Origin of the sequence: Mesorhizobium newzealandense (genome assembly GCF_042682145.1) — a bacterium.
GTDB classification, from domain to species: Bacteria; Pseudomonadota; Alphaproteobacteria; order Rhizobiales; family Rhizobiaceae; genus Mesorhizobium; species Mesorhizobium newzealandense.
In genome coordinates this window covers 201,175-225,508 of sequence record NZ_JBHUGZ010000008.1, presented here as the reverse complement: position 1 = coordinate 225,508, position 24,334 = coordinate 201,175, and the positions used below count along the sequence as shown (strand labels likewise).

The following is a 24,334-nucleotide window of genomic DNA, read 5'->3' as shown; positions in this document are numbered from 1 at the left end:
CAATGGCGCGCGGCAGCGGTCGAACAGGCAGTCGATGAACCGCATCGCCACGCCATGCGGCTGCCGGCCGAGGGCCGTACGAGGCGGCACTGGCACCTTGAGGCGATAGGCCTCGCCGTCGGCCACCAGCACGCCCACTTCGCGCACGAACAGGCGCGGCGGCAGCCAGGCCGGCGGCGGATCGCGCCTCGGTCGGGTGGCCGGTTTGCGCACGCCAGCACCATTGGCGGCGAATGCGACGTCGATCGTTTCGGCGAATACCTTGGCGCTTGCCTTGCCCGGCGCCGGCAGGCCGCTCGCCCGCTTGCTCGCCGTGCGTTCGTCCGCAGCCCGCTTGGCTGCCGCCGGCCTGCCATTGGCAAAGCCGATCGCGCCCAGCATGGCGTTGCGGTGGACGACGCCGATGATGGCGTTGCGTGATACCGAGCTGCCGCGCAGCGCGCTGAACGCCGCCGCGACCTTCGAGGCGGAAAGCCCGTCCTTCAGCCAGCGGGCGATCTCTTGCAATTCCGCGTCGGTATAGCTCGCCATCTCCAGGCTCCATCCAAGGTTCCGCCTTCGGCCTCGAGCCGTCAGGCAAGCGTCAGGGCTCAGCCCGGTTGGCTGGGCCGCGGTCAGGGTTGTCTTGTTCGAGGGCCGGCCAGCGCCGGCTCCGCCTCAGCCTGATCGGGCCAATCGCCCGGCGGCTGGGTCGAGGTGCGAAAGCCGCGCTTCTGCCGTCTTTCTGTCGCGGGCGGAAACCGCCCTGCCCGTCAGCGGCTCGAACAGGATGACGGTGCCATCCTGCGTGCGGATGCAGGAGCGGCCAGAGGAACCGACAGAATCCGGGCCGGCGCCATGCCGGTCGAATTGGGGGCCGGAGCCGCTGGGAGCGGCGGCTCCGGCCGTTCCGGTCGCCGGTGACAGGCGGACCGGACCCGAGGCAGTCGAGCATTGAGCCTCGGGCTTCGCCCCGGCCGGGGAGGAGGACGGCCGGGACGGAAGGGCGGCGGTGACAGCCGCTGGATGTGCCTCACGCGAGGCCGGCGCCACGGCGCCATCGAATCTGGACAGGTTTTGCATGGCCATATATAAGCATAACTCAAAAACTTATGCAAGCCATTCTTTCATAGACGAGAGCCGCTTTCATCGCTCACATGGCGCCATGGCAAAAACGCAACTGTCGATCAAGGTCGGGGCGGCGATCCGCCAGGCGCGCAAGCAGCGCGGCCTGGTCATGCGCCACATTGCCGAGCACAACGACACCGATGTCGCCGCCGTCGGCAACTGGGAAACCGGCCGCAACCTGCCCAAGACCGAGAACCTGCTGAAGACCGCCGCCTTCCTGCGCGTCGACCCGGTTGCGCTGGGCAAGGGCGAGGTCGTCTTCCTCGACGATGCCGGCCCGGTCGCCGATGCCGAGATCGTCACCGATGCCGCTCCCCTGCCCACCGGGCCGATGGACATCGAGCTGCTCGGTGCGGCGGTCGGCGGCGACGACGGCGATTTCACCTTCAACGGCGAGGTCGCCGGCTACGTCCAGCGCCCGCCCGGCATCGCGCATCTGCGCAAGGTCTTTGCGCTGCACGTGCTGTCCGATTCCATGGTGCCGCGCTACGAGCCGGGCGAGATGCTCTATTGCGGCGGCCGCGACGCCGTGCCCGGCGACCATGTGGTGATCGAGACCTTTCCGGAAGAAAACGAGCGCAACGGAAAGGCTTTCATCAAGAAGCTGGTCAAGCGCACCGCCGCCGAACTGGTCGTCGAGCAGTACAATCCACCGAAAACGCTGACCTTCAACCGCTACGCCATAAAACACGTCTGGCGCGTCATCCCGCTCAAGGAACTGCTGGGGTATTGAGGCGCCCCTGTCGCCCGCAAGCTCGCCACCTGGCTAGCAGTAGGCTGTGCAAGAGTGTATGATTTAATCATACACCAATTGCTCGAGGAGACGACAATGCGCAGCACCCAGCCACTGACCATCACCTTGCCGCTCGAGATGGCGCAGATGGTGAAGGACAAGGTTTCATCCGGCGAATACGCCACCGAAAGCGAAGTCATCCGCGACGGCCTGAGGACTCTTGCCGCGCGCGACGCAGCGGTCGATCGGTGGCTGCGGGAAGAGGTTGTGCCGACGATGGATGCGTTGGAGAAGGATCCGTCACGCACAATGCCTCTTGAGGAAGCACGCAGGCGGCTTCATGGCCGCATTGACGCACTGGCAGGCAAGAGCTCACGCCAAGTATGAGGCACAGGGTCGTCATCAGCGAGGCCGCCGAACAAGACCTCGTGGATTTGCTGACCTATCTGGTTCCGGAAGCCGGCGAAGGAATTGCGCGAGCCTATGTCGATCGCCTCATTGATTACTGTACGGGATTTGAGACGTTTCCCGAACGTGGTTTGCGCCACGATGACATCCGGCCGGGTCTCCGCACCGTGGGCTTTCGCCGGCGAGCGACGATCGCATTCACCATCAAGGACAAGACGGTGACGATCCTGCGAGTCTTTCATGGCGGGCGGGACGTTGTGCTCTCCGATGAAGATGACGCCTCCTGACGACCGTCTGCTCGTCACGGACCCATCAAGCCCGCCTCGACCCCTCCAGTGGCACGTCGCGGTCGCTCAGCATCTGCGCTTCGCTACGCACTCGCTGGCGCTCGTCGATGAACGCTGCCTGGATCGAAACCGCCACGCCCGGCAGCCCCTCGGCACGGCAGGCCGAACAGACGATGCGGCCTGAAAGGGCGGCCAGCGGCGTGTTCCCGGTCACACCGAACCGCTTCAGTTGATCGGGCCGCCACCACCTGTTGCGGCCGCAATCGGCGCACTCGACCGATATCGAGGCGACATGCGCGATCACTGGTTCCTTGCCTGGCAGTGGCATCGCCCCTCCTCGCCTTTTGTTCCTGATTTGTTTGCATATTCCTGCGTTTTCAACCCGGAGTCGAGTCGCGCCTTTCAAAGATTCCCAAAAGTTTCTCTTCTGCATTTATTTGAGTTATGCTTATATTAACTCACAAATGTGAGTCTGGCGCTAGCCACTTCGGCGCATCATATCCGGGAGCAACGATGGACGCCCTTGCCGCCGATTTCGCCCGCGCCTGCGGTTACACCGGCGACAGCCCCGCTCTGCTCGAAGCCTTCGAGGCGATCCGCCGCAACGGCATCGAGCGCGCCCGCCAGGATCATCTGAGGCGCAAGGCCGTCATCGATGAACTGAAGCATTCAGAGGCGCTGTTCCTGGCGGCGATCGGCCCGGCGCTGTCGGCTGAGGAAGCCATCGAGGACGCCGCCCGCTTCATCGCCTTCTGGCGCAACATGCCGCGCTGGCGCCAGGAGCGCCGCCTGCCCGACCTCATCAGAGCCAGACAGCAGCGGCTGGTGGCGCGCTTCTTCCGCCGCTACGGTCACCTTCTGTGGGCGCTGGCAGCGGCGTGACGCCCTACCTTCGCACCCGTGACTTCAGCCAGCGGTCGAACGCCACCGCCACGATCAGGATCAGGCCGATGACGATGCTTTGCGTGTAGGACGACACGTTGGTGAACTGCAGTCCGTTCTGCAGCACGCCGATCAGGGCCGCGCCCACCACCGTGCCGCCGACCGAGCCGATACCGCCGAACAGCGAGGTGCCGCCGATGACGACGGCCGAGATCACAGTCAGCTCGTAGCCGATGCCGGCCACCGCTTCGGATGAATTCAGCCGCGCCGACAAAACGAAGGCCGCGAGCCCGGCGAAGAACCCGACGATGACATAGACCGAGACCAGGATGCGGTCGACGCGCAGGCCCGACAGCCGTGCCGCCTCGGCATTGCCGCCAACGGCATAGACGGCACGGCCGTAGCGCGTGTAGCGCAGCACGATGTGGCACAGGATCGCGGCTGCCGCGAAGATGAGCGCCGGCACCGGCACCGGGCCGATCAGGCCGGTTCCGAACCAGCGCATCGAGGCATCGAAGCCGGAGATCGGCCCGCCGTTGGAGATGGTCAGCGTCAGCCCGCGAAACACCGTCAGCCCGCCCAGCGTGACGACGAAGGGCGGCACTTTCAGCCTGGTGATGACAAGCCCCTGCACGCCACCGGCGGCCGCTCCCACCACGACGGCGGCCAGCAGGGCCGCGAACCAGCCATAGCCCTGCGTGCCTGAGGTCGACAGCGACAGCGTGTTGGCGGTGCCGCCCTTGGCAACCACGGCAGCGACCATGCCGCAGAAGGCGAGCAGCGAGCCGACCGACAGATCGATGCCGGCGGTGAGGATGACGAAGGTCATGCCAAGCGCGATCAGCCCGGTGATCGAGATCTGCCGCGTGATGTTGAACAGGTTGATCGGGTCGATGAAGCTCGGCTTCAGCACGGTGAAGACGACGACCAAGGCGGCCAGGAACAGCAGCGGCCCAAAGCTCATCAAGAGCCGCGTCATGTTGATGCCGCCACGCTGGTTCTGTTCTCCCGCCACGCTCATCGTGCCTCCCCCTTCGCGTCTGGCCCCTTCGTGTCCTGTCTGTCGAGCGCCATCAGTTCCATCAGTTTTTCCTCGTTTGCCTCGACGCCCGGCATCTCGCCGGTGATGCGCCCCCGGCGCATGGTGACGATGCGGTCCGAAACCGCCAGCACCTCGGGCAACTCGGACGAGATCATCATCACCGCGATGCCGCGCGCCGCCAGCTGCACCAGGATCTGGTGCACTTCGGTCTTGGCGCCGACATCGACGCCGCGCGTCGGCTCGTCGACGATCAGCACCTTTGGATCGCGTGCCAGCCAGCGCGCCAGGATCACCTTCTGCTGGTTGCCGCCCGACAGGCCCTCGATCGCCTGCTCGGCCGAGGCCATGCGGATCGACAGCATTTTGCGAAAACCGGCAAGCGCGTCGCGCTCGCGCCGCTCGGCCATGAAGCCGAAACCATTGCTGAAGCTGCCGAGCGAAGCGACCGAGAAATTCGGCAGGATGCCGAGCGCCGCAAAGATCGCCTGGTGCTTGCGGTCCTCCGGCACCAGGCCGATGCCGAGCGCGATGGCGTCGGCCGGGGACGCCGGCGCGATCGGCTTGCCGTCGAGCGTGATGGTTCCGGCCGCGATGCGGTCGGCGCCGAAGATGGCGCGCGCCAGTTCAGTGCGGCCGGAGCCGACGAGACCGGCGACGCCGAGGATCTCGCCGGCCTTGAGGTCGATGTCGACACCGTCGAGCACGATGGCGTGCGGCGCCTCGGGATCGCGCACGGTGCGCAGGCCGCGCACAGACAGCCTGACATCGCCGGCGACCGCGCGCTGCGCCGGCCGTGCATAGAGTTCGGATGCGGCGCGGCCGACCATCCTTTCGATGATCCTGGGCAGCGCGATCGGTCCGCCTTCGCGGTTGAGATGCCCGGCCAGCCTGCCGTCGCGCAACACCGTCATGCGATCGCAGATGGCTGACGCCTCCTCCAGCCGATGGGTGACGAACATGATGGCGACCTTATCCCTGCGCAGCCGGTCCATGATCGACAGCAGGCGCTGCACCTCGGTCTCGGTCAGCGCCGAGGTCGGCTCGTCCATGATGATCAGCCGGCTCTTCAGCGACAGCGCGCGGGCAATCTCGACCAGCTGCTGTTCGGCCACCGACAGTGCCGAGACCGGCGTCATCGGGTCGATGGAGAGGCCGACGCGGGCGATGATCGCGCGCGAATCTTCCTCCATCTTGCGCCAGCTGACCAGCCCGAGCGGACCGACCGGCGCGCGGCCGATAAAGATGTTCTCGGCCACCGTCAGCGTCGGGATCAGGCTCAGTTCCTGGTAGATGGTGACGATGCCGAGCCGCTTGGCGTCCTGCGGGCTGGATGGATGATAGTCGGCGCCGTCGAAGATGATGTGCCCGCTCGACGGCGGCATGACACCGGACAGGATCTTCAGCAGCGTCGACTTGCCGGCGCCGTTCTCGCCCAGGAGGCCGAGGATTTCGCCGGGCCTTATGTCGAGCGAAACGTCGCTCAGCGCGGTGACGCCCGAGAAATGCTTGGTGACGCCCTCGACGGCAAGCAGGATGGGCTCGGGCGATGCGGCTTCAGCTGGCGACAAGGGTTGCTCCCGGATTGCTGCAGGCAGCGGGACAGCGCCCCCCTCTGTCCTGCCGGACATCTCCCCCACAAGGGGGGAGATTGGCAGTTTTGCCGGCAGCGCCTCTTCTGCAAGGCCGGCGATTGGCGAAAGCCAAAGCGACGGCCGATCTCCCCCCTCGTGGGGGGTAAGGAGTGGTCCGCGAAGCGGACGGAAAGCCAATTGCTTGGCTTTCCGAACGACGAACGCCCGGAGCGACAGCGAAGGGCTGGATCCGGCAGGACAGAGGGGGGGCGCGACAAAGCGCGACCTCCATCCGCCATGCGCCTGGCTCTCACAGACTACTTCGTCTCGCCAATCCGCTCGGCCTTGTCGAGATTGTCCTTGCCGATGACGATTGGCGTCAACAGCACCAGCTTCTCCTTCGGCTCGGTCTTGTCCTTGGCATAGGCGACCGCGATGCGCACCGCGGTGCGCGACTGCTCGCCGGGGAATTGCTCGACGGTGCCGGCAAGCTTGCCGTCGCGCACCGCGACCAGCGCTTCCGGCAGCGCGTCGAAGCCGTAGATCTTCACATCGGTGAAGTTGCGCGCCGCGCAGGCCTCCATGGCACCCAGCGCCATGTCGTCATTGGCGCAGACGATGGCGTCGGGCTTGCCGTTGGCGGCAAGGCCGGCTTCGGTCACCGACAGTGCCTCGGCGCGGGCGAAGTTGGCGGTCTGCTCGAAGACGATCTGGTACTTGTCCTTCAAGGGATCGAGCACGTTGTGCACGCCCTTGTTGCGGTCGATCGCCGGGCCGGCACCGGGCTGGCCCTGCAGGTGGAAGATCTTGGCGCCGTTCGGGAACGCCGCCACCATGGCGCTGGCCTCCGCCTCGCCGCCCTTGACGTTGTCGGCGCCGACATGGGCCAAAATACCCTCGACACCATCGACGCGGCGGTCGATCGTCACCACCGGAACACCGGCCTTGACCGCTTCCTCGATCGCCGGCGCCAGTGCGTTGACGTCGAGCGGTGAGATGACGATGGCGTTGACCTTCTGCACCAGCGCCGCCTCGATGTCGGCGGTCTGCTTGGTGGCCGAGTTCTGGCCATCGCTCTCGGTCAGGTTGACGCCTTGCGCGGCGGCCTCGGCCTTGATCTCGTTCAGCATGTGCACGAAGAACGGAAAGCCGAGATTGGGCACCGAGCCCAGGATGGTGAGTTTGTCCTCGGCAAACACCGAGGGTGCGGCAAGCATCATGGCGCCAAAGGCCGCGGACGACAGCAGGACTTCACGTCTGTTCATAGGATCCTCCTCCACAGAGACGCATCATCCCCAAGGCCGGGATCGGTCTTGGGAAGGGATCATGCGCCGGTTCAAAGTGTTGGAGCATCCTCCGTGCGCCCGAAGACGCGTGCCGCTCCAGCTGGTCGCCGCTGTTGAAAAGTGCCTCCCATCGACGTCAGCCCGGGGATGCTAACCCAGGGGCAACACTTTGCGCAATAATCGATGGAACGGAACTGTTGGGCAAATTATCGGAATTGTCGGATTTTTGGCGCGGGCGCCGCCTTACCGCTCGCAGACCGCTTTCAGAATGTGCAGGGTCGGCCCCCAGTAGAGATCGGCATGCGGGCGGATCGATGGCTCGGCGAAATCGCTCAAGGTCAATACCAGCAGCGTCCCGCCATCCGCCGGCGTCAGCTCGAAGCTGACCACCGTGTGGTTTTCGGGCGCGTCCGACAGCCGCGAAGCCGACAGCGTGCTCCAGTAACCGTAGGCGAAGCTGCTTTCCGGCTCGAACGCCCGGATGGTGCCGTGGTTCTCGAACGGCATTCCATGCAGCAGTCCGCGGATCATGATCTCCCCGCCGACGCGGTCCTGCAGGCTGACCGTCAGCTCCTCGTCGGACATCCATTGCGGGATCATCCCAGGCGTCGTCAGCACCTGCCAGACCCTGGCCGGGGCGGCTGCGATGACGACGGTCTTGATGATCGGCGCGGAGGAAACGCTCATGCCAATCGGCCCTGTCCGGCAGGCTCGGGCGCCAGCGTCAGCCCGATGTCTTCGGGCGCCTGCGTGGCGTGGCGTCGGCTCATGGCCGGCGTCGTGCACCGGCGGCGTGTGGCTCGCTGACATGCGGGCGCCAGCCATGGACCCGGTCCCGCCCCGCCACCTTGGCGCCATAGAGAGCCTCGTCGGCGCGCCTGAGCAGGTCGGCGATCTCGATCGAGGCGCTGCCCGGATCGAAGGTCCCCACCCCGATGCTGACGGTGACGATGCCCTTTTCGCTGCCGGCGTGTGCGAGCCGCAGGTCGCGCACGCCGCTTCTGAGATTTTCGGCGATCACGAACGCGCCCCGCGCGTCGGTTTCAGGCAGGATGAGGGCGAACTCCTCTCCCCCATAGCGGGCTGCCGCGTCGGCCGGCCGTCGGGCCGTGGCCTTGATGCAGCCGCTGACGGCGCGCAGGCATTCGTCACCCGCGGGATGGCCATAGTGGTCGTTGAACCGCTTGAACCAGTCGACGTCGATGATGAGCAGGCTCAATGGTGTCGCGTTCCGCTTGACGCGGGCATATTCGCGCGCCAGCGCTTCGTCGAAGGCCCGGCGCGTCAACAGCTCGGTCAGGCCGTCACGGTTTGCGAGCAGCTTCAACTTCTCGTTGGCCGCCAGCAGTTCAGCCTCGACATGCTTGGCCTCGGTGATGTCGGAATAGACGCTCAGGCTGCCGCCATTGCTGGTCGGCCTGGTCCTGACATCGAGCCAGCGCCCGTCGGCAAGCCTGACCTCCTGACGGTTGCTGGGAAGCTTTCGCGACGCCACGATGTCGCCGATCCAGTCCTCGACCCTGTCCGGCGGCACAGTCTGTTCGCCGCGCGCTGCCGAGCCGCGCAGGATGTCGCGATAGTCGGCACCGGGCACCCGGATGTCGGCCGTGTGGGGAAACATGGCAATGTATTGGGCATTGCTGAGCACCAGTTTGCCGTCCCGGTCGAACATCACCAGGCCGTCGGCCATATGCGTCAGGGCGTCCGCCAGCGTGACACGACTTTCCGCCAGTTCGGTCTCCAGCTGCTTGCGCATCGTGATGTCGCGATTGTGCGTGATCAGCCCGACGATGGTTCCGCCATGATCCCGAAAAGGCGCCTTCAATGTCGACAGCCAGCCGTTGGTCCCGTCGTCATGATGAAGGCGCTGTTCGATGGTGGATGGCACGCCGGCCGCGAGAATGGCGAGCTCGTCCTGGCGGAATTTTCGCGCCGTTTCTTGTGGGAAGAAATCGAAATCGGTTTTGCCGATCAGCGCCTTGGCGTTTGTTGCATGCATCAGGTCCGCCGTTGCCGGATTCGCGGCGATGAACCGCCCATCCAGGTCCTTGACGTTGAGGCAATCGGGCAATGCCTCCACCACCGCCTTGAAGATGCGCCTGGACTGCAGCGCCTCGAGGCGGCGCCGTTCCTGATAGAGTGCAAGTCCCGACAGCATGATCGAGACGAAGATCAGCAGCGAAGTCGGCAATGCCACCTGCGGCAGCACCGCCTGCATGATCTCCCGTGGCAAGGCGAGCAGGCTGAGCAGCGAGCCTGCGGCGGCCGTCGCGGCCAGGATCAGGACATCGACGCGTTCGGGGGCGCGGCCTCTCAGGACGAGATGACCGGCAATACCAATCAACGTAGCGATCGAGATTCCCATGGCGCCGGCGAACACGCCGATACCGCCTTCGTGGAAGCGGAAAGCAATCGCAAGCAACCCCGCGATGACGCAAGCGACCGGGCCGCCGAAGAAGCCTGCCAGTGCGATCATCGTGGCGCGCAGGTCGATGAAGACGCCCGGCTGCAACTGCATTGGCGTCAGCATCAAGGTGACGGCGCCAGCGCCCATCAGGAGGCCGAAGGCCGTCGCTCTCGTCAAGGCAGCCTTGCGATCCAGCCAGACATGCGTGTGGATCCAGACCGAGACGAACATCGCAACGACAGCAAGATTGGCCAGCAATTCGGACCAGGGCGAACCCATTGCGCGCCTTTCCTTTTGCATCGGCTTTCGCCGCATCGCCTCCTCGATATGCCTCCAATGACAACAAAGTGTTACGTCAGGCCAATTGGCCGGCGAGCAGAAAAGCGGTCAGGAGCCGTCGGCGGGCCGCTCGCCGTCGGTCTCCTGGCTGGACTTGATCCGCCGAGTAGGCCGGCTGACGACCTTCACCATCGCGATGACCGGCTGTGTCACGGTCCAGCGGAAACCAGACCCGATGGCTGCGGCAGGCGGCCCTCGAACAAAGCACTCTGGTCGCGGATGCGCGCCAGCATATGTTCGCGAAACACCCTGACGCGCTTGGTTCGCCGCAGGTCCGGATGGTAGAGCAGCCAGAGTCCGAGATCGTGGATCGGGTCCGGTTGGCGAAAGCGCTCCAGCTCCTCGGCGCTGTCGCCCATGAAGCATGGCAGATAGGCCAGGCCGAGCCCTTGTTTCACGGCGGCGAGCGTCAGCAGCGTGTCATCGACGAAGAAACTGTGCCGGTGTTCCGGGCATGCCGCATGGGTCCAGGATTGGTGGAATGCACAGCACTCGACGCCGATCCAGAGCGGCCTGGCACCGCTGGCGCGCAGCCCCTCCAGGTAGCGCCGTTCTCCGTAGACGGCCGAGGCCACAGTGGCGAGCCTGGTGCCGACCAGCGTGTCCAGCGGCGTATTGGTCAGCCGGATGGCGATGTCGGCATGACGTTCGGCCAGGCTGACATATTTGTTGGAGACCTGCACATGCAGCCGGATATCCGGATAGGCCTCGCTGAAACCGGCGAAGATCGGCATCAGCACGGATGAAGCCATGTTGTTGATCGCCGATACCCTGAGTTCCCCGGCGACACGGTCTTCCTGACCGCCGAGCGCGCCCTCGACCTCTAGCACCTCCAGTTCCATCTTGCCGGCCGCCATCCTCAGCTCGTCGCCGGCCGGGGTCAGCTCGTATCCGGATTTCTTGCGCTCGATCAGCCGCGTGCCAAGCTGCGTCTCCAGCAGCCGGATGCGGCGCGACACGGTCGAGTGCTGGATGTTCAAGCGTTTTGCGGCGCCGCTGATCGAGCCGTCGCGCGCGACGGCCAGGAAAATCCGCAAGTCGTCCCAATGCATCCTGGACCCCGATCCGTGCAATTTTGCAAAATGGGTGTCGAGATTTCGAGAATGGTACCAGAACTACGCGATCCGTACGGTTTGCGGCAAGGCAATACTGCCTTTGAGGAGCAAGCCATGACCGTGCAGCAACCGATTTTCGATCCGGTCAAGTTCAAGGACACCACCCGAAAGCAATGGGACAGCGCCGCCGAGGCCTGGAACCGCTGGGGTCCGCTGCTGACCCGCTGGCTGGGGCCTGCCACCGAACTGATGCTTGACATGACCGATATCGGCAAGGGCAGCCGGGTGCTCGATGTCGCCGCCGGTGCCGGCGAACAGACGCTGACCGCCGCGCGGCGTGTCGGGCCGACGGGCTATGTGCTGGCCACCGACATTTCACCGGGCATTCTCGGCTTTGCCGCCAGCAACGCCAGGCTGGCCGGCCATGCCAATGTCGGCACGGTCGTCGCCGACGGCGAAATGCTGGATGCCATTTCAGCCGAACCATTCGACGCCGTGATCTCGCGCGTCGGGCTGATCTATTTTCCCGACCAGAACCGGGCGCTGGGCGGCATGCGCGATCACCTCAAGCCGGGCGGCAAGGTCGGCGCCATCGTCTATTCCACCGCCGACAGGAACCCGTTCTTCTCGATCCCGGTCGGCATCATCCGCCGCCGTGCCGCCCTGCCCGCACCGCTACCCGGCCAGCCCGGGCCGTTCAGCCTGGGTGACCCGGCGGTGCTTGCCAAGCGCCTGACCGATGCCGGTTTCCATGACGTGCGCATCGAGAAGGTCGACGCGCCGGTGCGGCTGCAATCGGCCCTCGAATGCCTGCAGTTCGAGCAGGAGTCTTTCGGCGCCCTGCACCAGATGCTGGCCGGCCTGTCGCCCCGCGAACAGGACGACGCCTGGGCGGAGATCGAGACCGCGCTTGGCCAGTTCGAGCGTGACGGACAATTCGAGGGGCCGTGCGAAATGCTCGTCGCCGCCGCGACCAGATAGTCGGCCCTGCCAGTGGCTTGAGCCGGACCGGATGCGCGTGATAGCCAAGGCGCGCGTCGGCAAGCCCGACCACTCACCAAACGACCGTGTCGGCGGCAGGTCCGCCGGCATACCCAACCGGACACATCGTCCGGAATGACAAAGCAGGACATGACACCACGCCAGCCACGAACCACGGGCAAGCCAGCCGGCGTCAGCCTCAACCGCGCGCTGTCGAAGCTCGGCCTGTGCTCACGCACGCAGGCCGAGGTGCTGATCGCGGAAGGGCGCGTGCGCGTCGGCGGCAAGGTGGTGCGCAATGCCTCGCTGCGCGTCGACCTCAACCGCGACCGCATTGTCGTCGACGACAGGCCGGTGGTTGCCGAGCGCAAGGTCTATCTCATCCTCAACAAGCCGCGCGGGCTGGTCACCACGCGCGACGATCCGCAGCAGCGCGACACCGTCTATGCCTGCCTCGAAGGGCTCGACCTGCCCTTCGTTTCGCCGGTCGGCCGCCTCGACAAGGCGAGCGAAGGCCTGCTGCTGATGACCAACGACACCCAGTTCGCCAACCGGCTGATGGACCCGGCCTCGCACATGCCCAAGACCTACCATGTGCAGATCGGTACGGTGCCCGACGCTGCGATGCTGGCAAGATTGCGCGCCGGCGTCACCGTCGACGGCGAGACCCTGACCACCAACGCCATCGAGCTCTTGCGCAGCGGCGGCCGCACCGCCTGGCTGGAGATCGTGCTTGACGAGGGCCGCAACCGCCACATCCGCCGCCTGCTCGCCGCCCATGACATCGAAGTGCTGCGCTTGATCCGCATCGCCATCGGCCGCCTGCAACTGGGCGACCTCGCCAAGGGCACGGCGCGGCATCTGACGCCGGAGGAGTTGGTGTTGCTGGGCGGGTGAAATGGCGGCCTGCAGGAGCGCTCTATGGCGCCCACGCCGGTCCGGCCTGCGCTCTGACTGTCCTATTCGACAGTTACCTTCACGACCACGCTGCGGGCGTTTCCCGAGAACGTGTGGATCGAGAGACTGACCTGGTCCTGCCCCTTGAAACCTGGGGCTGACTTGTAAAACGCCTGTACTCCGTCATCGCCCTGCAGATTGCATTTGTAGCGCTCGCTGTCCTTGGGGAAGTTAGGATAGACCTTGCCATCCACGATCCGGATCGATCCGTGGCTTGGCCCCGATGTCGCCTGCACGTCGTCCAGGCCTGCACTCGTGCAGTCCGGGTTCAGGTTGGCATCCTCGAAAATATAAATCTCCTGCCCGGAAAGTGCTGTCTTTTCATAGGTTATCGGCCGGCTGCTCCCGGCCATCGCAGAGCCAGTAAACCCAACCATTGCAGTCATTGTTATGATACAAGCCATCCGGCGCGTCATTTAGCCTATCCTTCAGATGATAGAGTATTACCTCTAGTTTTTCTATAGAAATCGCAAACAACACGCCTTGCATTGGCGGCGTGATCGTCCGCACTATTTCAGATACCTGAAGCAGACGCGTCTATTTTAGCATTGTATAATCTTTCCGGCTGCCTTTGTACTGATACGCACGATCAAATTTCCGTCAGGGCCAGCGACAAACGCCGTTCACCCGGGAGCGCCCCGCCAAAGTTTCTTTTTGCCCCCACCGATGATTTCCACCCGCCCGCGCTGTCTTCACCTACAGGCGCCGGAATCCTCCGAGCCGGAAGAAGCGAGGTGAGCCATGCATTCGTTGAAAGGTCAAAATGTCGTCGTGGTCGGAGGCAGCCGAGGGGTGGGCCGCTCGATCGTGGAAGCTGCGCTCGGCGAGGGAGCAACCGTGCTTGCCGTTGCCCGCGGCGCGGCCGATCTGAAAGAACTCGCCTGGGAGGCGTCAGGCGTGAAGACGCTTGCCGCCGACGCCACGCAGGAGGCGGCGCCCGATGCGGTGTTCGCCGCACTTCAGCCCGACGTGCTGGTGATCTGCGCCGGCGCACTGGCCCCGTCCGCGCCTATCCCGGAACAAAGCTGGGAGGACTTCTCGGCGAACTGGGACATGGACGTCAAGGCGTCGTTCCTGTTCTGCAAGGCAGCATTGCAGGGCCGGCTGAAGCCGGGCAGCCGGGTGGTGCTGATCTCCAGCGGCGCCGCACTCAGCGGCGGGCCGCCGAACTCCGGCGGCTATTCCGGCGCCAAGCGCATGCAGATGTTCCTCGCCGGTCACAGCCAGAAGGAGGCCGACCGGCTTGGCCTAGGCCTGCGCTTCATGGCGCTGGTGCCGATGCGCATCATGGCCGGCACCGGTGTCGGCCAGCGCGGCATAACAGGCATTTCGGCCTATCTCGGCATCAGCCCGGCGGACTTCCTCGCCAGCATGACCGATGTGCAGTCGCCGGCCGATGTCGGACGCGCCGTGGTCACGCTCGCCGGCGGCAAGACGCAAGGCATCTCCTTCACGGTCAGCGGCAGCGGACTTGCGGCGGCGGCATGAGGCGCGCACGATGCCAACCGAAATCAGCACCACAGGCTCGAAATGACAGACGCTCCTGGCCCGCTTGAGCCATTGGGCACGCAAGGCCAGCCGATCCTCGATCGGCTGGCCTTCGAGCGCCTGACGGCAGCCCACCGCCGCGCGCTCAAGCTGCACTGCTACCGGATGATGGGTTCGCTGCACGAGGCCGACGACCTCGTCCAGGACACGTTTCTGAAGGCCTGGCGCGGCCGGTCGCAATTCGACGGACGCGGCTCGCTGCGCGGCTGGCTCTACACGATCGCCACCAACGCCTGCCTCAACGCCATCAAAGCGAGATCATCGGCGCATCGCATTGTCGAGCCGCCCGGGCGGCCGCCGACCGAGGGGCGCGCCGCCGGCGGGCCCGCCGCCGAACTCGCCTGGCTGGAGCCCTACCCCGACACCGAGCTGCCGGATCTCGTCGACGGCGAGCCCGGCCCGGAAGCGCGCTACGAGACCCGAGAGGCCGTGCAGCTTGCCTTCGTCGCCGCGATCCAGCTGCTGCCGCCCAGGCAGCGCGCCGCGCTTTTGCTGTGCGACGTGCTGGGCTGGTCGGCGCTCGAGACGGCACAATTGCTGGGCGGCTCGACCGCTTCGATCAACAGCGCCCTGCAGCGCGCCCGCGCAACGCTTGGCGAGCGTTATCCCGAAGGCCGTCCCCTGCAGCGCGCGCGAACCAACCGCGAAGAGAGCCTGCTGCTCGAACGCTACATGCAGGCCTGGCAGGCCGCCAATCTCGACGGCTTCATCGAACTGCTGCGCGAGGATGCCACCTACCACATGCCGCCATGGCTGGACTGGTATCAGGGCCGCGAGGCGATCCACGGTTTCTTCAGGACCGTCTGGGGCAATTTCGCCGGCTACCACGCGGTCGCCACCCGCGCCAACGGCCAGCCCGCGGTCGCGGTCTACGCGCGCCGCCACCAGGATCCCGAATGGCGCGCCCAGTCGCTGCATGTCATCGAGCCGGCCGATGGCGGGATCGCCTCACTGACGGTCTATGTCGGCCCGCTCGGCCCAGACCTTTTTGCTCCCTTCGGCCTGCCGCTTGTCTGGCCGGTTTCCTGACAGGAAGCTGTCAGGAGCCCTGGCCTATAAGGCGATCACGGGAGCCCGGCAGCGGCTTAGCAATCAGGGAACAAAACAATGAATTTCGTCTCCGTCCGCATCATCACGTCAGACGTCCGGCGCCTCGTGCACTTCTACGGCGAGGTCACCGGCATGCCGGTGACGATGTACACGGAAGACTTCGCCGAACTGGTGACACCGGCCTGCACGCTGGCGATTGGCAGCACGCGCACCTTGCAGCTGTTCGGCGGCGACGTCGCCCGTCCCGCCGACAACCACACCGCCATAATCGAATTCCGCGTCGGCGACGTCGATGCGGAGTTCGCCAGGCTGTCCGACACCATCAAGGACGCAACCGTGCAGAAACCGACCACCATGCCCTGGGGCAACCGCTCGCTGCTGTTCCGCGACCCGGATGGCAATCTGGTGAACTTCTTCACGCCCGTGACCGCCGAGGCGATCAAGAAATTCGACAAATAGCGCGTTGCCGACTGGCGACCCGGCTGCGCAGGCCGAAACGCGAGTCAGTTCGAATTCCGGGGGACCGGCGGGTGCTCGTCCAATAGTCCTGGGCGGTCGCATCCGTCCATTCCATGTCTGGCGCCAGCAGCGAAATCCAGGTCTCGGCAAGCTTGCCGCCCTCGATCCGGTAGCTTTGCATGCCGGCCCGGCTGCGCCGCTCTCCGGTCTCGGGATCAGGCCACACGAACGAAAAGCGAAACCACGCGCTGTCAGCCGTGAAGGCGTGATCATAGACGACGACACGTATGCCCGGCCGCCCTGCCCGGACGGCCGCGAGTTCCGCCGCATAGTCCTCTCGCGTCACCGTGCGGTCGCCTTTTTCGTCGTGCCTGATGTAGTGCGATCCGACGCAAGCCGGGATCAGGTCGTATTGGCCATCCACCCAAACCCGTTCCCACCTGTCGAACAGGTCGCGCACCAACTCCCTGGACATGGACAAATCCCCTTCTGACTCACGCGTCTACCATACACCGGAGGCGCGGAATTTCTGTCAGGAGACTGAAGCGCGCCGGAGCGGCAATTCGCTATTTCTGGTTCCATTTGCGAATGACCGGCTCGGTCAGGTCATGCTCGTAGCCGAGCACGCTGATGCTGGCCGTATCGAGCACGAACAGCGCGCCGCCTTCCGGCGGCAGGCCGATCCAGCGCGCCGCCAGCACGCGCAGGAAATGCGCGCTGGAAAACACCAGTATGCCAGTATTGGCCTTGCGCAGCGCAGCGATGATCGTATCGGCCCGCGCGCCGACATCGGCCTCCATCTCGCCTTTCGGGCAACCGTCGCGAAACACGTTCCAGCCCGGCCGCTCGGCCAGGATCTGTTTTGTCGTCAGCCCCTCATAGGCGCCATAGTCCCACTCCTGCAATTCGTCCTTCTTGATGCTCTCGGCGCCGAAGCCGGCCAGCACGCTGGTGTTGTAGGCGCGCTGCGACGGGCTCGACCACACAGCCGAGAACGACAGGCCCTTCAGCCGATCGGCGACGCCGCGTGCGGCGGCCTCCCCGGCCGGCGTCAGCGGCATGTCGGTGCGGCCGGTGTGCTGCCCCGAAAGGCTCCACGCCGTCTCGCCATGCCGGACCAGATGGATCTGCGGATATGCGCTCATTGTGATGCCCTTCGATGTCGCCGGCACCTTAGATCACGATCTGCCGAAGGGGAATCCGGCTGACGCGAAAGTGTGTGGTCGCCTGGCCCTGATCGGCAACCGAGATCCCGGTTCTGGTGGTTCGCTAGATCGCGGCCTCGCCCGCGAGATAGACCCCCAGCGCCAGCAGCCCGATGAAGAACACCATGCGGAAGGTCTCGACGCTCATCCGCCGGCGCAGCACCTGACCAGCGAACATGCCGGCCAGCGCCGGCACAAGGGCTGCGACCGATCCCGCCAGTTGCGCGGTTGGCGAGGCGAAGGCGCCGGTCCGGAACAGGCCGATGGCAAGGGCTGCCGTCGACACGGTGAAGGACAGCCCGAGCGCCTGGATCAGGTCCTCCCTGCCCAGCCGCAGCGATTGCAGATAGGGCACCGCCGGGATGACGAAGACGCCGGTGGCGCCGGTGACCAGCCCGGTCGCCACGCCGACCAGCGGCGACGCCCACGCCTCGTGGCGCGCCGGCGTGGTGAAGCCGGCCCTGGCGAGGCCGACAAGGGCATAGAGCACCAGCGCCGCGCCCAGCCCTGCCGACGCCAGCGCCGTGTGCGCGCCGGTCAAAAGACCGGCACCGGCCACGGTGCCGAGCACGACGCCGGCCATCATCGTCCACAGCCGCTTGCACAGGCCGGCGAAGGACGGGCCGGTGAGCAATTGCCAGAGATTGGTGACCAGCGACGGGATCAGCAGCAAGGCGGCGGCCTGCGCCGGCGGCATCGTCACCGCCAGCAGCCCCATCGCCACGGTCGGCAGCCCCATGCCGACGACACCCTTGACCAGGCCGGCGGCGAGAAAGACGGCGCCGATCCAGGCGATGACGCCGGCGCTCAGCACGGTGACAGCTTCAGGACAGCGGTCGGATCAGTCATGCAGCAGCATGTCCGTCGCGTCGGTATCCGGGCTTGCGGTATCGGGAGAGGCTTTTGCCGGCGCGGCATCGCGGCTGACGGAAGCGACCGTCGGCGTGCACCCCTGCAAGCCAGGCTCCGCCCGCGCCACGGCAAGGCTAGCCACCGCGATGGCCAGCACGATCGCCATGCTTTCAAGAATGCCGGGTCGGCCTGATGCTTGTTGGCTCATCATACATCTCCACCCGAAACCGTTTGACGCAGATGCGAGCCGGCCACAATGTGGAAGTTGCGGTGTCAGCCTTCGGCTAGGCCGAAGGCTGGAGTTGGAGGCCGCCCGGCTTTGCCTGGCTGTCCAACCGTTTGCAGGAGCAAGAAATGCGCTTCGATCTGGTCGATCTCCGGCTGTTCCTGCTGGTGGCCGAGCGCGGCAGCATCACCCATGGCGCCGAACTCGCCGGGCTGGCCCTGGCCTCGGCCAGCGCCCGCATCAAGGGCATGGAGGAGCGGCTCGGTGCGCCGCTGCTGGAGCGCCGCCGGCGCGGCGTGGTGCCGACGGCGGCCGGACAGGCGCTGCTGCATCATGCGCGCGCCGTGCAGAACCAGATCGAGGCGATGGCCGGCGACCTCGCCGCCTATGCCACCGGCCTGCGCGCCCGCGTCCGGCTGCTCGCCAACACCGCCGCCACCGGCGAATTGCTGCGCGACATCCTGCCGGCTTTCCTGGTCGCGCATCCCCGGATCGACATCGATCTCGACGAGCGCCCCAGCCACGAGATCGCCGAGGCGGTGGCCAGCGGTGCCGCCGATCTCGGCATCGCCGCGACCTGGGCCGGCCTTTCGCATCTCGAGCAGAAACCGTTCCTCATCGACCGCCTGGCGGTGATCGCCGCGCGCGACTGGCCGGGGCTGCCCGGCCTGCGTACCGCCAGCCTCGCCGACATTCTCGGCCAATCCTTCGTCGGCCTGAGCACCGGCCATGCGCTGCAGGAGCACATCACGCGCCAGGCCGCTCGCCTTGGCGGCCATCTGCATGTCCGTATCCGCGTGCCCGGCCTCGACAATGTCTGCCGGCTGGTCGCGCAAGGTGCGGGCATCGCCATCGTGCCGGAAAATGCGGCGCGCCGCTCGGCACGCACACTGCGCAGCCTGCGGCTGACCGACGACTGGGCGACGCGTCAGCTCAATCTCTGCGCCCGCCGCTTCGACGATCTGACGCCACAGGCGAAATTGCTGGCCGCAGCACTGGTCTGAAGCCGCGCCAGCATCTGCAACCGCACCCGGCCGGCGCCCGACATATCCCCATCGGCGTGAAATCATTACCTTGCATTTCAAAAATCAGTGACGTAGCTTGTTTGCACATTGGCAAAGAATTTGCCGTATTTTTTTCTTTTTATGAAAGACAAGGCCTTTGCGGGAACATCTCGATCTGACCGATCGGCGGCTGGTCAAACAGCTGTCGCAGGACGCGCAGCCGGGCATCAACCGCCTCGCCGAGATGTTGGCGATCTCGGTGCCGACGGTGCGCACGCGGCTGCGCAACCTGCTCGACCGCAACCTGCTCAAGATCGTCGGGCTCTTGAACCTGACCGAGCGCCCCGAGCTGATTTCGGCCATTGTCGGCATCAACGCCCAAGGCCGCGGCCGGGCCCGCGAACTGGCGCAGCGCATTTCCGAACTGCCCTTCGTCAACTCGGCTTCGGTGGTCACCGGGCGCTTCGACATCATCGTCGACGTGACGGTGGCCGGTGACGTCGCCGATCTCTACCGCGTCACCAGCGAGCTGATCCCGGGTGCCGGCGAGCCGGGCGAAGTCGTGCGCAGCGAGACCTTCGTCGTCATGGCGTCCTGCAACAAATGGGTCAGCCTGCCGGAAGGCTGCTGGTCGGACGACAGCATCCGCAAGGAGCCGGCATGAAGATCGCCGTTCTCGGCGGCCTCGGCCTGCAAGGCCGGGCGGCCATCGCCGATCTCGTCGCCAGCGGTGTCGAGGACGTGGTTTGCGTCGACACGGCACCGGATGGTGCGGCTCGCCTTGCCGGCCTGACCGATCTTGCCCGCGTGCGCTTCGTGGTACCCGAGGGTGCGATCGGCCCGGCGCTGGCCGGCGTGCTGGCGGATGTCGACGCCGTCATCGACCTGTTGCCGCAGCCGCTGATGCGCGAGGCGGTCCAGGCCGCGATCGCTACACGCACACCGCTGGTCACCACCAATTACGGCAAGGCCATCGCCGACCTGGCGCCGGCCGCCGAACAGGCCGGCGTCTCGATCATGACCGAATGCGGGCTCGACCCCGGCATCGACCTTGTGCTCTACGCCCGCGCCGCAAGGCAGTTCGATAGCATCGCCGCGATCGATTCCTATTGCGGCGGCATCCCCGAGCCGAAGGCGATGGCCAAGCCGCTGTGCTACAAGGTGAGCTGGAACTTCGACATGGTTCTGGTCAGCCAGAACCGCGACAGCGTGATGATCGAGGACGGCGAACGCGTCGCGGTGCCGGCCGGCCAGCAGCACGACAATCCTTTCATCCACGAGATCGAGGTCGCCGGCCTCGGCCGGCTTGAAGCCTTCCCCAATGGCGATGCGCTGCACTATGTCGAGATGCTGGACGCCGCCAAGGGGCTGCGCCGTTCCGGCCGCTACACGCTGCGCTGGCCGGGGTGGTCGGCGTTCTGGGCGCCGCTGAAGGAACTCGGTTTCCTCTCCGAAGACAAGGTTTCCGGCACCACTGTGAGCCCGCGTGAATTCCTCGGCCGGCTGCTCGGCCCGCAATTGCAATATGGCCCGGACGAGAAGGACCTGTGCGTGATGCGCAATGTCTTTTCCGGCCTCGAAGGCGGCCGCCGCAAGACGGTGACGTCGGATCTGATCATCGAGCGCGACCTGGCCTCGGGTCTGTTCGGCATGAGCCTCGGCGTCGGCTACCCCGCCAGCATCGTGGCGCAGATGTTGGCGCGCGGCGACATCAGCAAACCAGGCCTGCTCAACCCGCTGCTCGACGTGCCCGATGGTCCCTTCTTCGACGAACTGGCCAGGCGCGGCATCAAGGTCGCCGAGACGGTGGCCTGGGACTGAGGATTTTCGAACGGTGGCTGCCGCCGGCAACGGCGCTGCCGCTCAAAAAAGCACCCCGAAGGGTGAAGCAACAACGCGGAACAATAAAACAAGGAGGAATGCCAAAATGAAGATTGCCAGACTTTTCATCGCCGGACTTGCGCTCGCCGGGCTGACCACTGCGGCCAGCGCCGGAACGCTGGACGACATCACCAAGCGCGGCGAACTGCGCGTCGCCGTGCAGACACAGGGACCGCCCTTCTCGCTGGTCGGCGCCAATGGCGAACGCACCGGCAGTTCGGTCGAACTGGCCGAGCTGATGGCCAAGGAAATGGGCGTCAAGATCACCTTCCTCGACTTCGACTGGGACGGGCTGATCCCGGCGCTGCTGTCGGGTAAGGCCGACCTTCTGGTCGCCGACATGACGCCGACACTGGCGCGCGGCATGAAAGTCGCCTTCACCACACCTTACATGTATACGGGCAGCACCGTCTTCACCAAGGCCGACAGCAAGTTCAAGTCGACCGACGACTGCAAGGCCAAGGGCACCAAGATCGCCGTGCTGCTCGGCGCCACCGGCGAAAAGGAAGCCAAGACCGCCTTCCCCGATGCCGATATCAAGAGCTACAAGGGCGGCGGTCCGCTGCTGCTCGACGCCGTCAACAACGGCCAGGCCGATTGCGGCGTCAATGACGTCTCGGCGGTCAAGGGCCAGTCGACCGCCTATCCGGCCGGCACCTTCACCATCATGCCGGATCTCTTGTCGAAGGAGCCGCTTGCCTTCGCCACCCGCTATGACGAGCCGGACCTGCTGGTCTGGATGAACCTGTTCCTCAACCAGGTCAGCATCGACGGCCGGCTGCAGAAGAACCTCGACTATTGGGTCAATTCCGACGCCTGGAAGAAGGACCACTAAGCAGCACTTCGTTCGGACGAAACCGCGCCAGACTGGATCGGCGCGGTTTCGTCCAACACTGCCGTTACGGATAGACTTCGCTCTGGGGACTTACCCAACGATGCTCGAAAATTTCAGTTTCCGCACCATCGTCGAGTACCTGCCGCTGTTCGGGCAGGGCCTGGTCACGACCGTCTGGCTGTCGGCGCTGTCCTTTGTCGGCGCGCTCGTCGTCGGCATCGTGCTGTGCGCCATGAACCTGCAGCGCGGCTGGCTGTTTCGCACGCCGGCCAAGGTCTATATCGACGCGGTGCGCGCCACGCCCTTGCTGGCGCAGCTCTATTTCCTCTATTTCGGCCTGCCACGGCTCGGCTTCGTGCTGCCGGAGCTGGTCGTCGGCATCCTCGCGCTGTCACTGAACAGCGGCGCCTATGTCGCTGAAATCATTCGCGCCGGCATCCTGTCGATCTCGCGCGGCCAGGTCGAAGCCAGCGTCGCCTCGGGCATGACCTATGTCCAGCGCATGCGCCTGGTCATCCTGCCGCAAGCCTTCAAGGTGACGATCCCGCCGCTGCTCGGACAGGCGATCGTGCTGGTCAAGGACTCCGCACTTCTGTCGCTGATCTCGGTTGCCGAGCTGACGCGCGCCGGCCAGTTGCTCGCCTCCGACCGCTTCATGCCGGCGGAAGGGTTTCTCACCATCGCAGCCTTCTACCTGCTGCTCTACTACTGCCTGAAGGGACTGGCTTCTCTGTCCGGCCGCTGGCTCGGCACAGCGGGGGCGCGGACATGATCTGGCAACAGCTGCATAGCCTCGTCGGCAGCTATCCGCTGGCACTGCGCGGCCTCGGCATGACGGTGGTGCTGTCGCTGATCAGCCTGGTGCTCGGCACCCTGCTCGGCTTCGGCCTCGGCATCCTGCGGACCGGCGGCAACCGGCTGATCGGCAGCATCATCGGCGCCTGGGTCGACTTGATCCGCGGCACGCCGTTCCTGGTGCAGATCTTCCTGATCTTCTTCATCCTGCCGGAGTTCGGCATCGAGCTCGATGCCTTCACCGCCGGCATCATCGCGCTGACCAATCTTGCCGCCTGCTTCATCTGCGAGATCGTCGCCGCCGGCATCCGCTCGGTGCCGACCGGCCAGGTCGAGGCAGCGCTGGCGTCCGGCCTGTCGCGCTGGCAGCGCATGCGCCAAGTGGTGCTGCCGCAGGCGATGCGCATCGTGCTGCCGCCGCTGGTCGGGCAATATGTGCTGCTGATCAAGGATTCGTCGGTCGTCTCGGCGATCGGGCTCACCGACCTCACCCGGGTCGGCTGGCTGGTGGTGCAGCGTGTACCCAACGGCCTGCTGGTCTTCTTCCTCGTCGGCGTCGGCTATTTCATCGTCTGCTATCCGCTGATCATGCTCGCCCGCCGGCTCGAGCGGCGCATGGGTGCGGCGCATGGCGAGGTACAGTTATGACATCGAACCCCAAAGGTCCGGAAAATATGACCAAAACGGGCATGATCGACTTTCGCGGCGTCAACAAATGGTTCGGCACGCTCAATGTGCTGAAGGACATCACGCTCAGCGTCGAGCCGCGCGAAGTGGTCGTCGTCTGCGGCCCCAGCGGCTCCGGCAAGAGCACGCTGATCCGCTGCGTCAACGGCCTGGAGGCGATCAAGGACGGCGATCTCGTCGTCGACGGCCAGCGCCTCGGCGACCCCGCCACCAACATGACGCAGCTGCGCACCGAGATCGGCTTCGTCTTCCAGTCGTTCAACCTCTACCCCCACAAGACCGCGCTCGAGAACGTCACGCTCGCCCCCATCCATGTCCGCAAGATCCCGCGCACCGAGGCCGAAAAGGCCGGGCGCGAACTGCTGGCCAAGGTCGGCCTCGCCGACAAGGTCGACGCCTATCCCGCGCAGCTCTCCGGCGGCCAGCAGCAGCGCGTGGCGATCGCGCGTTGCCTCGGCATGCGGCCCAAGATCATGCTGTTCGACGAGCCGACCTCGGCACTCGACCCCGAGATGATTTCCGAAGTGCTAGACGTCATGGTGGCGGTCGCCGAGGAAGGCATGACCATGATGGTGGTGACGCACGAAATGGGGTTTGCCCGCAAGGTCGCCCAGCGCGTGGTGTTCATGGATGCCGGCGCCATTGTCGAAAGCGGAACGCCGGACGAGTTCTTCTCGCACCCCAAGACCGACCGCAGCCGCGCCTTTCTCAGCAAGATCCTGCGGCATTAGTCGCCA

At 65.6% G+C, this 24,334-nt stretch carries 29 protein-coding genes; 16 read left to right on the top strand and 13 right to left on the bottom strand.

Annotation, left to right across the window (positions count from 1 at the left end; all coding sequences use genetic code 11):
• A partial coding sequence (locus ACFSOZ_RS14125) for a GcrA family cell cycle regulator (protein ID WP_379098803.1) occupies positions 1–531 on the bottom strand: 531 nt, incomplete at its 3' end.
• A 613-nt stretch (positions 532–1,144) separates the two neighbouring features.
• Here ACFSOZ_RS14125 and ACFSOZ_RS14120 point away from each other — a divergent pair.
• The 3 genes from ACFSOZ_RS14120 (at position 1,145) to ACFSOZ_RS14110 (ending at position 2,535) form a co-directional block, all read left to right on the top strand.
• Complete coding sequence (locus ACFSOZ_RS14120) at positions 1,145–1,840, top strand: XRE family transcriptional regulator (protein ID WP_379098800.1); 696 nt, start codon at positions 1,145–1,147, stop codon at positions 1,838–1,840.
• 96 nt (positions 1,841–1,936) lie between these two features.
• Complete coding sequence (locus ACFSOZ_RS14115) at positions 1,937–2,227, top strand: ribbon-helix-helix domain-containing protein (RefSeq protein WP_379098798.1); 291 nt, start codon at positions 1,937–1,939, stop codon at positions 2,225–2,227.
• Positions 2,224–2,535 (top strand): type II toxin-antitoxin system RelE/ParE family toxin, encoded by a 312-nt coding sequence (locus ACFSOZ_RS14110; protein ID WP_379098795.1) that lies wholly within the window; start codon positions 2,224–2,226, stop codon positions 2,533–2,535. Before ACFSOZ_RS14115 ends, ACFSOZ_RS14110 begins: the two co-directional genes overlap by 4 nt.
• Before the next feature lie 25 nt (positions 2,536–2,560).
• On the opposite strand, the gene ACFSOZ_RS14105 is transcribed toward ACFSOZ_RS14110, so the two are convergent.
• Positions 2,561–2,863, bottom strand: a complete 303-nt coding sequence (locus ACFSOZ_RS14105; RefSeq protein ID WP_379098792.1) for a hypothetical protein — start codon at positions 2,861–2,863, stop codon at positions 2,561–2,563.
• Positions 2,864–3,048: 185 nt separating this feature from the next.
• Between ACFSOZ_RS14105 and ACFSOZ_RS14100 the strand changes: the two genes are divergently transcribed.
• Positions 3,049–3,417, top strand: a complete 369-nt coding sequence (locus ACFSOZ_RS14100; protein ID WP_379098789.1) for a hypothetical protein — start codon at positions 3,049–3,051, stop codon at positions 3,415–3,417.
• 4 nt (positions 3,418–3,421) lie between these two features.
• Here ACFSOZ_RS14100 and ACFSOZ_RS14095 read toward each other — a convergent pair whose 3' ends face one another.
• The 6 genes from ACFSOZ_RS14095 to ACFSOZ_RS14070 form a co-directional block, all read right to left on the bottom strand.
• A complete protein-coding gene (locus ACFSOZ_RS14095; protein ID WP_379098785.1) occupies positions 3,422–4,438 on the bottom strand; it encodes an ABC transporter permease in 1,017 nt (338 codons plus the stop codon).
• A complete protein-coding gene (locus ACFSOZ_RS14090; protein WP_379098782.1) occupies positions 4,435–6,087 on the bottom strand; it encodes a sugar ABC transporter ATP-binding protein in 1,653 nt (550 codons plus the stop codon). Before ACFSOZ_RS14090 ends, ACFSOZ_RS14095 begins: the two co-directional genes overlap by 4 nt.
• Positions 6,088–6,347: 260 nt before the next feature.
• Positions 6,348–7,295 (bottom strand): substrate-binding domain-containing protein, encoded by a 948-nt coding sequence (locus ACFSOZ_RS14085; protein WP_379098779.1) that lies wholly within the window; start codon positions 7,293–7,295, stop codon positions 6,348–6,350.
• 264 nt (positions 7,296–7,559) lie between these two features.
• The gene (locus ACFSOZ_RS14080) at positions 7,560–8,003 is read right to left on the bottom strand and encodes an SRPBCC family protein (RefSeq protein WP_379098776.1); all 444 of its coding nucleotides are present in this window, start codon (positions 8,001–8,003) and stop codon (positions 7,560–7,562) included.
• Positions 8,004–8,082: 79 nt separating this feature from the next.
• Positions 8,083–10,002 (bottom strand): diguanylate cyclase, encoded by a 1,920-nt coding sequence (locus ACFSOZ_RS14075; RefSeq protein ID WP_379098773.1) that lies wholly within the window; start codon positions 10,000–10,002, stop codon positions 8,083–8,085.
• Between the two features lie 209 nt (positions 10,003–10,211).
• On the bottom strand, positions 10,212–11,114 hold the full coding sequence (locus tag ACFSOZ_RS14070; protein ID WP_379098770.1) for a LysR family transcriptional regulator: 903 nt from the start codon (positions 11,112–11,114) through the stop codon (positions 10,212–10,214).
• 117 nt (positions 11,115–11,231) lie between these two features.
• Between ACFSOZ_RS14070 and ACFSOZ_RS14065 the strand changes: the two genes are divergently transcribed.
• Positions 11,232–12,098, top strand: coding sequence for a class I SAM-dependent methyltransferase (locus tag ACFSOZ_RS14065; RefSeq protein ID WP_379098767.1), 867 nt, complete (start codon positions 11,232–11,234; stop codon positions 12,096–12,098).
• Between the two features lie 135 nt (positions 12,099–12,233).
• Positions 12,234–12,995, top strand: coding sequence for a pseudouridine synthase (locus tag ACFSOZ_RS14060; RefSeq protein WP_379098765.1), 762 nt, complete (start codon positions 12,234–12,236; stop codon positions 12,993–12,995).
• 62 nt (positions 12,996–13,057) lie between these two features.
• Here the strand turns inward: ACFSOZ_RS14060 and ACFSOZ_RS14055 are convergent, their stop codons facing one another.
• Positions 13,058–13,471, bottom strand: a complete 414-nt coding sequence (locus ACFSOZ_RS14055) for a hypothetical protein (RefSeq protein ID WP_379098762.1) — start codon at positions 13,469–13,471, stop codon at positions 13,058–13,060.
• 325 nt (positions 13,472–13,796) lie between these two features.
• On the opposite strand from ACFSOZ_RS14055, the gene ACFSOZ_RS14050 reads away from it, so the two are divergent.
• From ACFSOZ_RS14050 to ACFSOZ_RS14040, 3 genes are all read left to right on the top strand, one after another.
• Positions 13,797–14,543, top strand: coding sequence for an SDR family NAD(P)-dependent oxidoreductase (locus tag ACFSOZ_RS14050; protein ID WP_379098759.1), 747 nt, complete (start codon positions 13,797–13,799; stop codon positions 14,541–14,543).
• Positions 14,544–14,585: 42 nt separating this feature from the next.
• Positions 14,586–15,632: a sigma-70 family RNA polymerase sigma factor gene (locus ACFSOZ_RS14045; RefSeq protein WP_379098756.1), complete on the top strand. Its 1,047-nt coding sequence runs from the start codon at positions 14,586–14,588 to the stop codon at positions 15,630–15,632.
• A gap of 78 nt (positions 15,633–15,710) precedes the next feature.
• Positions 15,711–16,112 carry a VOC family protein gene (locus ACFSOZ_RS14040; protein ID WP_379098753.1) on the top strand — a complete coding sequence of 134 codons (402 nt, stop codon included), beginning with the start codon at positions 15,711–15,713 and terminating at the stop codon, positions 16,110–16,112.
• Here the strand turns inward: ACFSOZ_RS14040 and ACFSOZ_RS14035 are convergent.
• The 4 genes from ACFSOZ_RS14035 to ACFSOZ_RS14020 form a co-directional block, all read right to left on the bottom strand.
• A complete protein-coding gene (locus tag ACFSOZ_RS14035) occupies positions 16,093–16,572 on the bottom strand; it encodes a nuclear transport factor 2 family protein (RefSeq protein ID WP_379098750.1) in 480 nt (159 codons plus the stop codon). The genes ACFSOZ_RS14040 and ACFSOZ_RS14035 overlap by 20 nt on opposite strands.
• 106 nt (positions 16,573–16,678) lie before the next feature.
• Positions 16,679–17,257: a histidine phosphatase family protein gene (locus tag ACFSOZ_RS14030; protein WP_379098747.1), complete on the bottom strand. Its 579-nt coding sequence runs from the start codon at positions 17,255–17,257 to the stop codon at positions 16,679–16,681.
• A gap of 124 nt (positions 17,258–17,381) precedes the next feature.
• Positions 17,382–18,131 carry a sulfite exporter TauE/SafE family protein gene (locus ACFSOZ_RS14025; protein ID WP_379098744.1) on the bottom strand — a complete coding sequence of 250 codons (750 nt, stop codon included), beginning with the start codon at positions 18,129–18,131 and terminating at the stop codon, positions 17,382–17,384.
• A gap of 27 nt (positions 18,132–18,158) precedes the next feature.
• Complete coding sequence (locus ACFSOZ_RS14020) at positions 18,159–18,377, bottom strand: hypothetical protein (protein ID WP_379098741.1); 219 nt, start codon at positions 18,375–18,377, stop codon at positions 18,159–18,161.
• 146 nt (positions 18,378–18,523) lie between these two features.
• Here ACFSOZ_RS14020 and ACFSOZ_RS14015 point away from each other — a divergent pair, with 146 nt between their 5' ends.
• The 7 genes from ACFSOZ_RS14015 to ACFSOZ_RS13985 all read left to right on the top strand — a co-directional run bounded on the left by ACFSOZ_RS14015 (position 18,524) and on the right by ACFSOZ_RS13985 (position 24,328).
• Positions 18,524–19,399 carry a LysR substrate-binding domain-containing protein gene (locus tag ACFSOZ_RS14015; protein ID WP_379098738.1) on the top strand — a complete coding sequence of 292 codons (876 nt, stop codon included), beginning with the start codon at positions 18,524–18,526 and terminating at the stop codon, positions 19,397–19,399.
• Positions 19,400–19,556: 157 nt separating this feature from the next.
• Positions 19,557–20,063: an Lrp/AsnC family transcriptional regulator gene (locus ACFSOZ_RS14010; protein ID WP_379098735.1), complete on the top strand. Its 507-nt coding sequence runs from the start codon at positions 19,557–19,559 to the stop codon at positions 20,061–20,063.
• Positions 20,060–21,220, top strand: a complete 1,161-nt coding sequence (locus ACFSOZ_RS14005; protein ID WP_379098732.1) for a saccharopine dehydrogenase family protein — start codon at positions 20,060–20,062, stop codon at positions 21,218–21,220. Before ACFSOZ_RS14010 ends, ACFSOZ_RS14005 begins: the two co-directional genes overlap by 4 nt.
• Positions 21,221–21,326: 106 nt before the next feature.
• Complete coding sequence (locus ACFSOZ_RS14000; RefSeq protein ID WP_379098729.1) at positions 21,327–22,115, top strand: ABC transporter substrate-binding protein; 789 nt, start codon at positions 21,327–21,329, stop codon at positions 22,113–22,115.
• Between the two features lie 100 nt (positions 22,116–22,215).
• Positions 22,216–22,887, top strand: a complete 672-nt coding sequence (locus ACFSOZ_RS13995; RefSeq protein WP_379098726.1) for an amino acid ABC transporter permease — start codon at positions 22,216–22,218, stop codon at positions 22,885–22,887.
• Positions 22,884–23,558, top strand: a complete 675-nt coding sequence (locus tag ACFSOZ_RS13990) for an amino acid ABC transporter permease (protein ID WP_379098723.1) — start codon at positions 22,884–22,886, stop codon at positions 23,556–23,558. The genes ACFSOZ_RS13995 and ACFSOZ_RS13990 overlap by 4 nt, the downstream gene beginning before the upstream one ends.
• 26 nt (positions 23,559–23,584) lie before the next feature.
• Positions 23,585–24,328, top strand: a complete 744-nt coding sequence (locus ACFSOZ_RS13985) for an amino acid ABC transporter ATP-binding protein (RefSeq protein WP_379098720.1) — start codon at positions 23,585–23,587, stop codon at positions 24,326–24,328.
• The last annotated feature ends 6 nt before the right edge of the window (positions 24,329–24,334 follow it).

Excerpts from the sequence above, each read along its gene's own strand:
- ACFSOZ_RS14120 (WP_379098800.1), top strand. The coding sequence starts at position 1,145 with ATGGCAAAAACGCAACTGTCGATCAAGGTCGGGGCGGCGATCCGCCAG.
- ACFSOZ_RS14115 (WP_379098798.1), top strand. The coding sequence starts at position 1,937 with ATGCGCAGCACCCAGCCACTGACCATCACCTTGCCGCTCGAGATGGCG.
- ACFSOZ_RS14110 (WP_379098795.1), top strand. The coding sequence starts at position 2,224 with ATGAGGCACAGGGTCGTCATCAGCGAGGCCGCCGAACAAGACCTCGTG.
- ACFSOZ_RS14105 (WP_379098792.1), bottom strand. The coding sequence starts at position 2,863 with ATGCCACTGCCAGGCAAGGAACCAGTGATCGCGCATGTCGCCTCGATA.
- ACFSOZ_RS14100 (WP_379098789.1), top strand. The coding sequence starts at position 3,049 with ATGGACGCCCTTGCCGCCGATTTCGCCCGCGCCTGCGGTTACACCGGC.
- ACFSOZ_RS14095 (WP_379098785.1), bottom strand. The coding sequence starts at position 4,438 with ATGAGCGTGGCGGGAGAACAGAACCAGCGTGGCGGCATCAACATGACG.
- ACFSOZ_RS14090 (WP_379098782.1), bottom strand. The coding sequence starts at position 6,087 with ATGTCCGGCAGGACAGAGGGGGGCGCTGTCCCGCTGCCTGCAGCAATC.
- ACFSOZ_RS14085 (WP_379098779.1), bottom strand. The coding sequence starts at position 7,295 with ATGAACAGACGTGAAGTCCTGCTGTCGTCCGCGGCCTTTGGCGCCATG.
- ACFSOZ_RS14080 (WP_379098776.1), bottom strand. The coding sequence starts at position 8,003 with ATGAGCGTTTCCTCCGCGCCGATCATCAAGACCGTCGTCATCGCAGCC.
- ACFSOZ_RS14075 (WP_379098773.1), bottom strand. The coding sequence starts at position 10,002 with ATGGGTTCGCCCTGGTCCGAATTGCTGGCCAATCTTGCTGTCGTTGCG.
- ACFSOZ_RS14070 (WP_379098770.1), bottom strand. The coding sequence starts at position 11,114 with ATGCATTGGGACGACTTGCGGATTTTCCTGGCCGTCGCGCGCGACGGC.
- ACFSOZ_RS14065 (WP_379098767.1), top strand. The coding sequence starts at position 11,232 with ATGACCGTGCAGCAACCGATTTTCGATCCGGTCAAGTTCAAGGACACC.
- ACFSOZ_RS14060 (WP_379098765.1), top strand. The coding sequence starts at position 12,234 with ATGACAAAGCAGGACATGACACCACGCCAGCCACGAACCACGGGCAAG.
- ACFSOZ_RS14055 (WP_379098762.1), bottom strand. The coding sequence starts at position 13,471 with ATGACGCGCCGGATGGCTTGTATCATAACAATGACTGCAATGGTTGGG.
- ACFSOZ_RS14050 (WP_379098759.1), top strand. The coding sequence starts at position 13,797 with ATGCATTCGTTGAAAGGTCAAAATGTCGTCGTGGTCGGAGGCAGCCGA.
- ACFSOZ_RS14045 (WP_379098756.1), top strand. The coding sequence starts at position 14,586 with ATGACAGACGCTCCTGGCCCGCTTGAGCCATTGGGCACGCAAGGCCAG.
- ACFSOZ_RS14040 (WP_379098753.1), top strand. The coding sequence starts at position 15,711 with ATGAATTTCGTCTCCGTCCGCATCATCACGTCAGACGTCCGGCGCCTC.
- ACFSOZ_RS14030 (WP_379098747.1), bottom strand. The coding sequence starts at position 17,257 with ATGAGCGCATATCCGCAGATCCATCTGGTCCGGCATGGCGAGACGGCG.
- ACFSOZ_RS14020 (WP_379098741.1), bottom strand. The coding sequence starts at position 18,377 with ATGAGCCAACAAGCATCAGGCCGACCCGGCATTCTTGAAAGCATGGCG.
- ACFSOZ_RS14015 (WP_379098738.1), top strand. The coding sequence starts at position 18,524 with ATGCGCTTCGATCTGGTCGATCTCCGGCTGTTCCTGCTGGTGGCCGAG.
- ACFSOZ_RS14005 (WP_379098732.1), top strand. The coding sequence starts at position 20,060 with ATGAAGATCGCCGTTCTCGGCGGCCTCGGCCTGCAAGGCCGGGCGGCC.
- ACFSOZ_RS14000 (WP_379098729.1), top strand. The coding sequence starts at position 21,327 with ATGAAGATTGCCAGACTTTTCATCGCCGGACTTGCGCTCGCCGGGCTG.
- ACFSOZ_RS13995 (WP_379098726.1), top strand. The coding sequence starts at position 22,216 with ATGCTCGAAAATTTCAGTTTCCGCACCATCGTCGAGTACCTGCCGCTG.
- ACFSOZ_RS13990 (WP_379098723.1), top strand. The coding sequence starts at position 22,884 with ATGATCTGGCAACAGCTGCATAGCCTCGTCGGCAGCTATCCGCTGGCA.
- ACFSOZ_RS13985 (WP_379098720.1), top strand. The coding sequence starts at position 23,585 with ATGACCAAAACGGGCATGATCGACTTTCGCGGCGTCAACAAATGGTTC.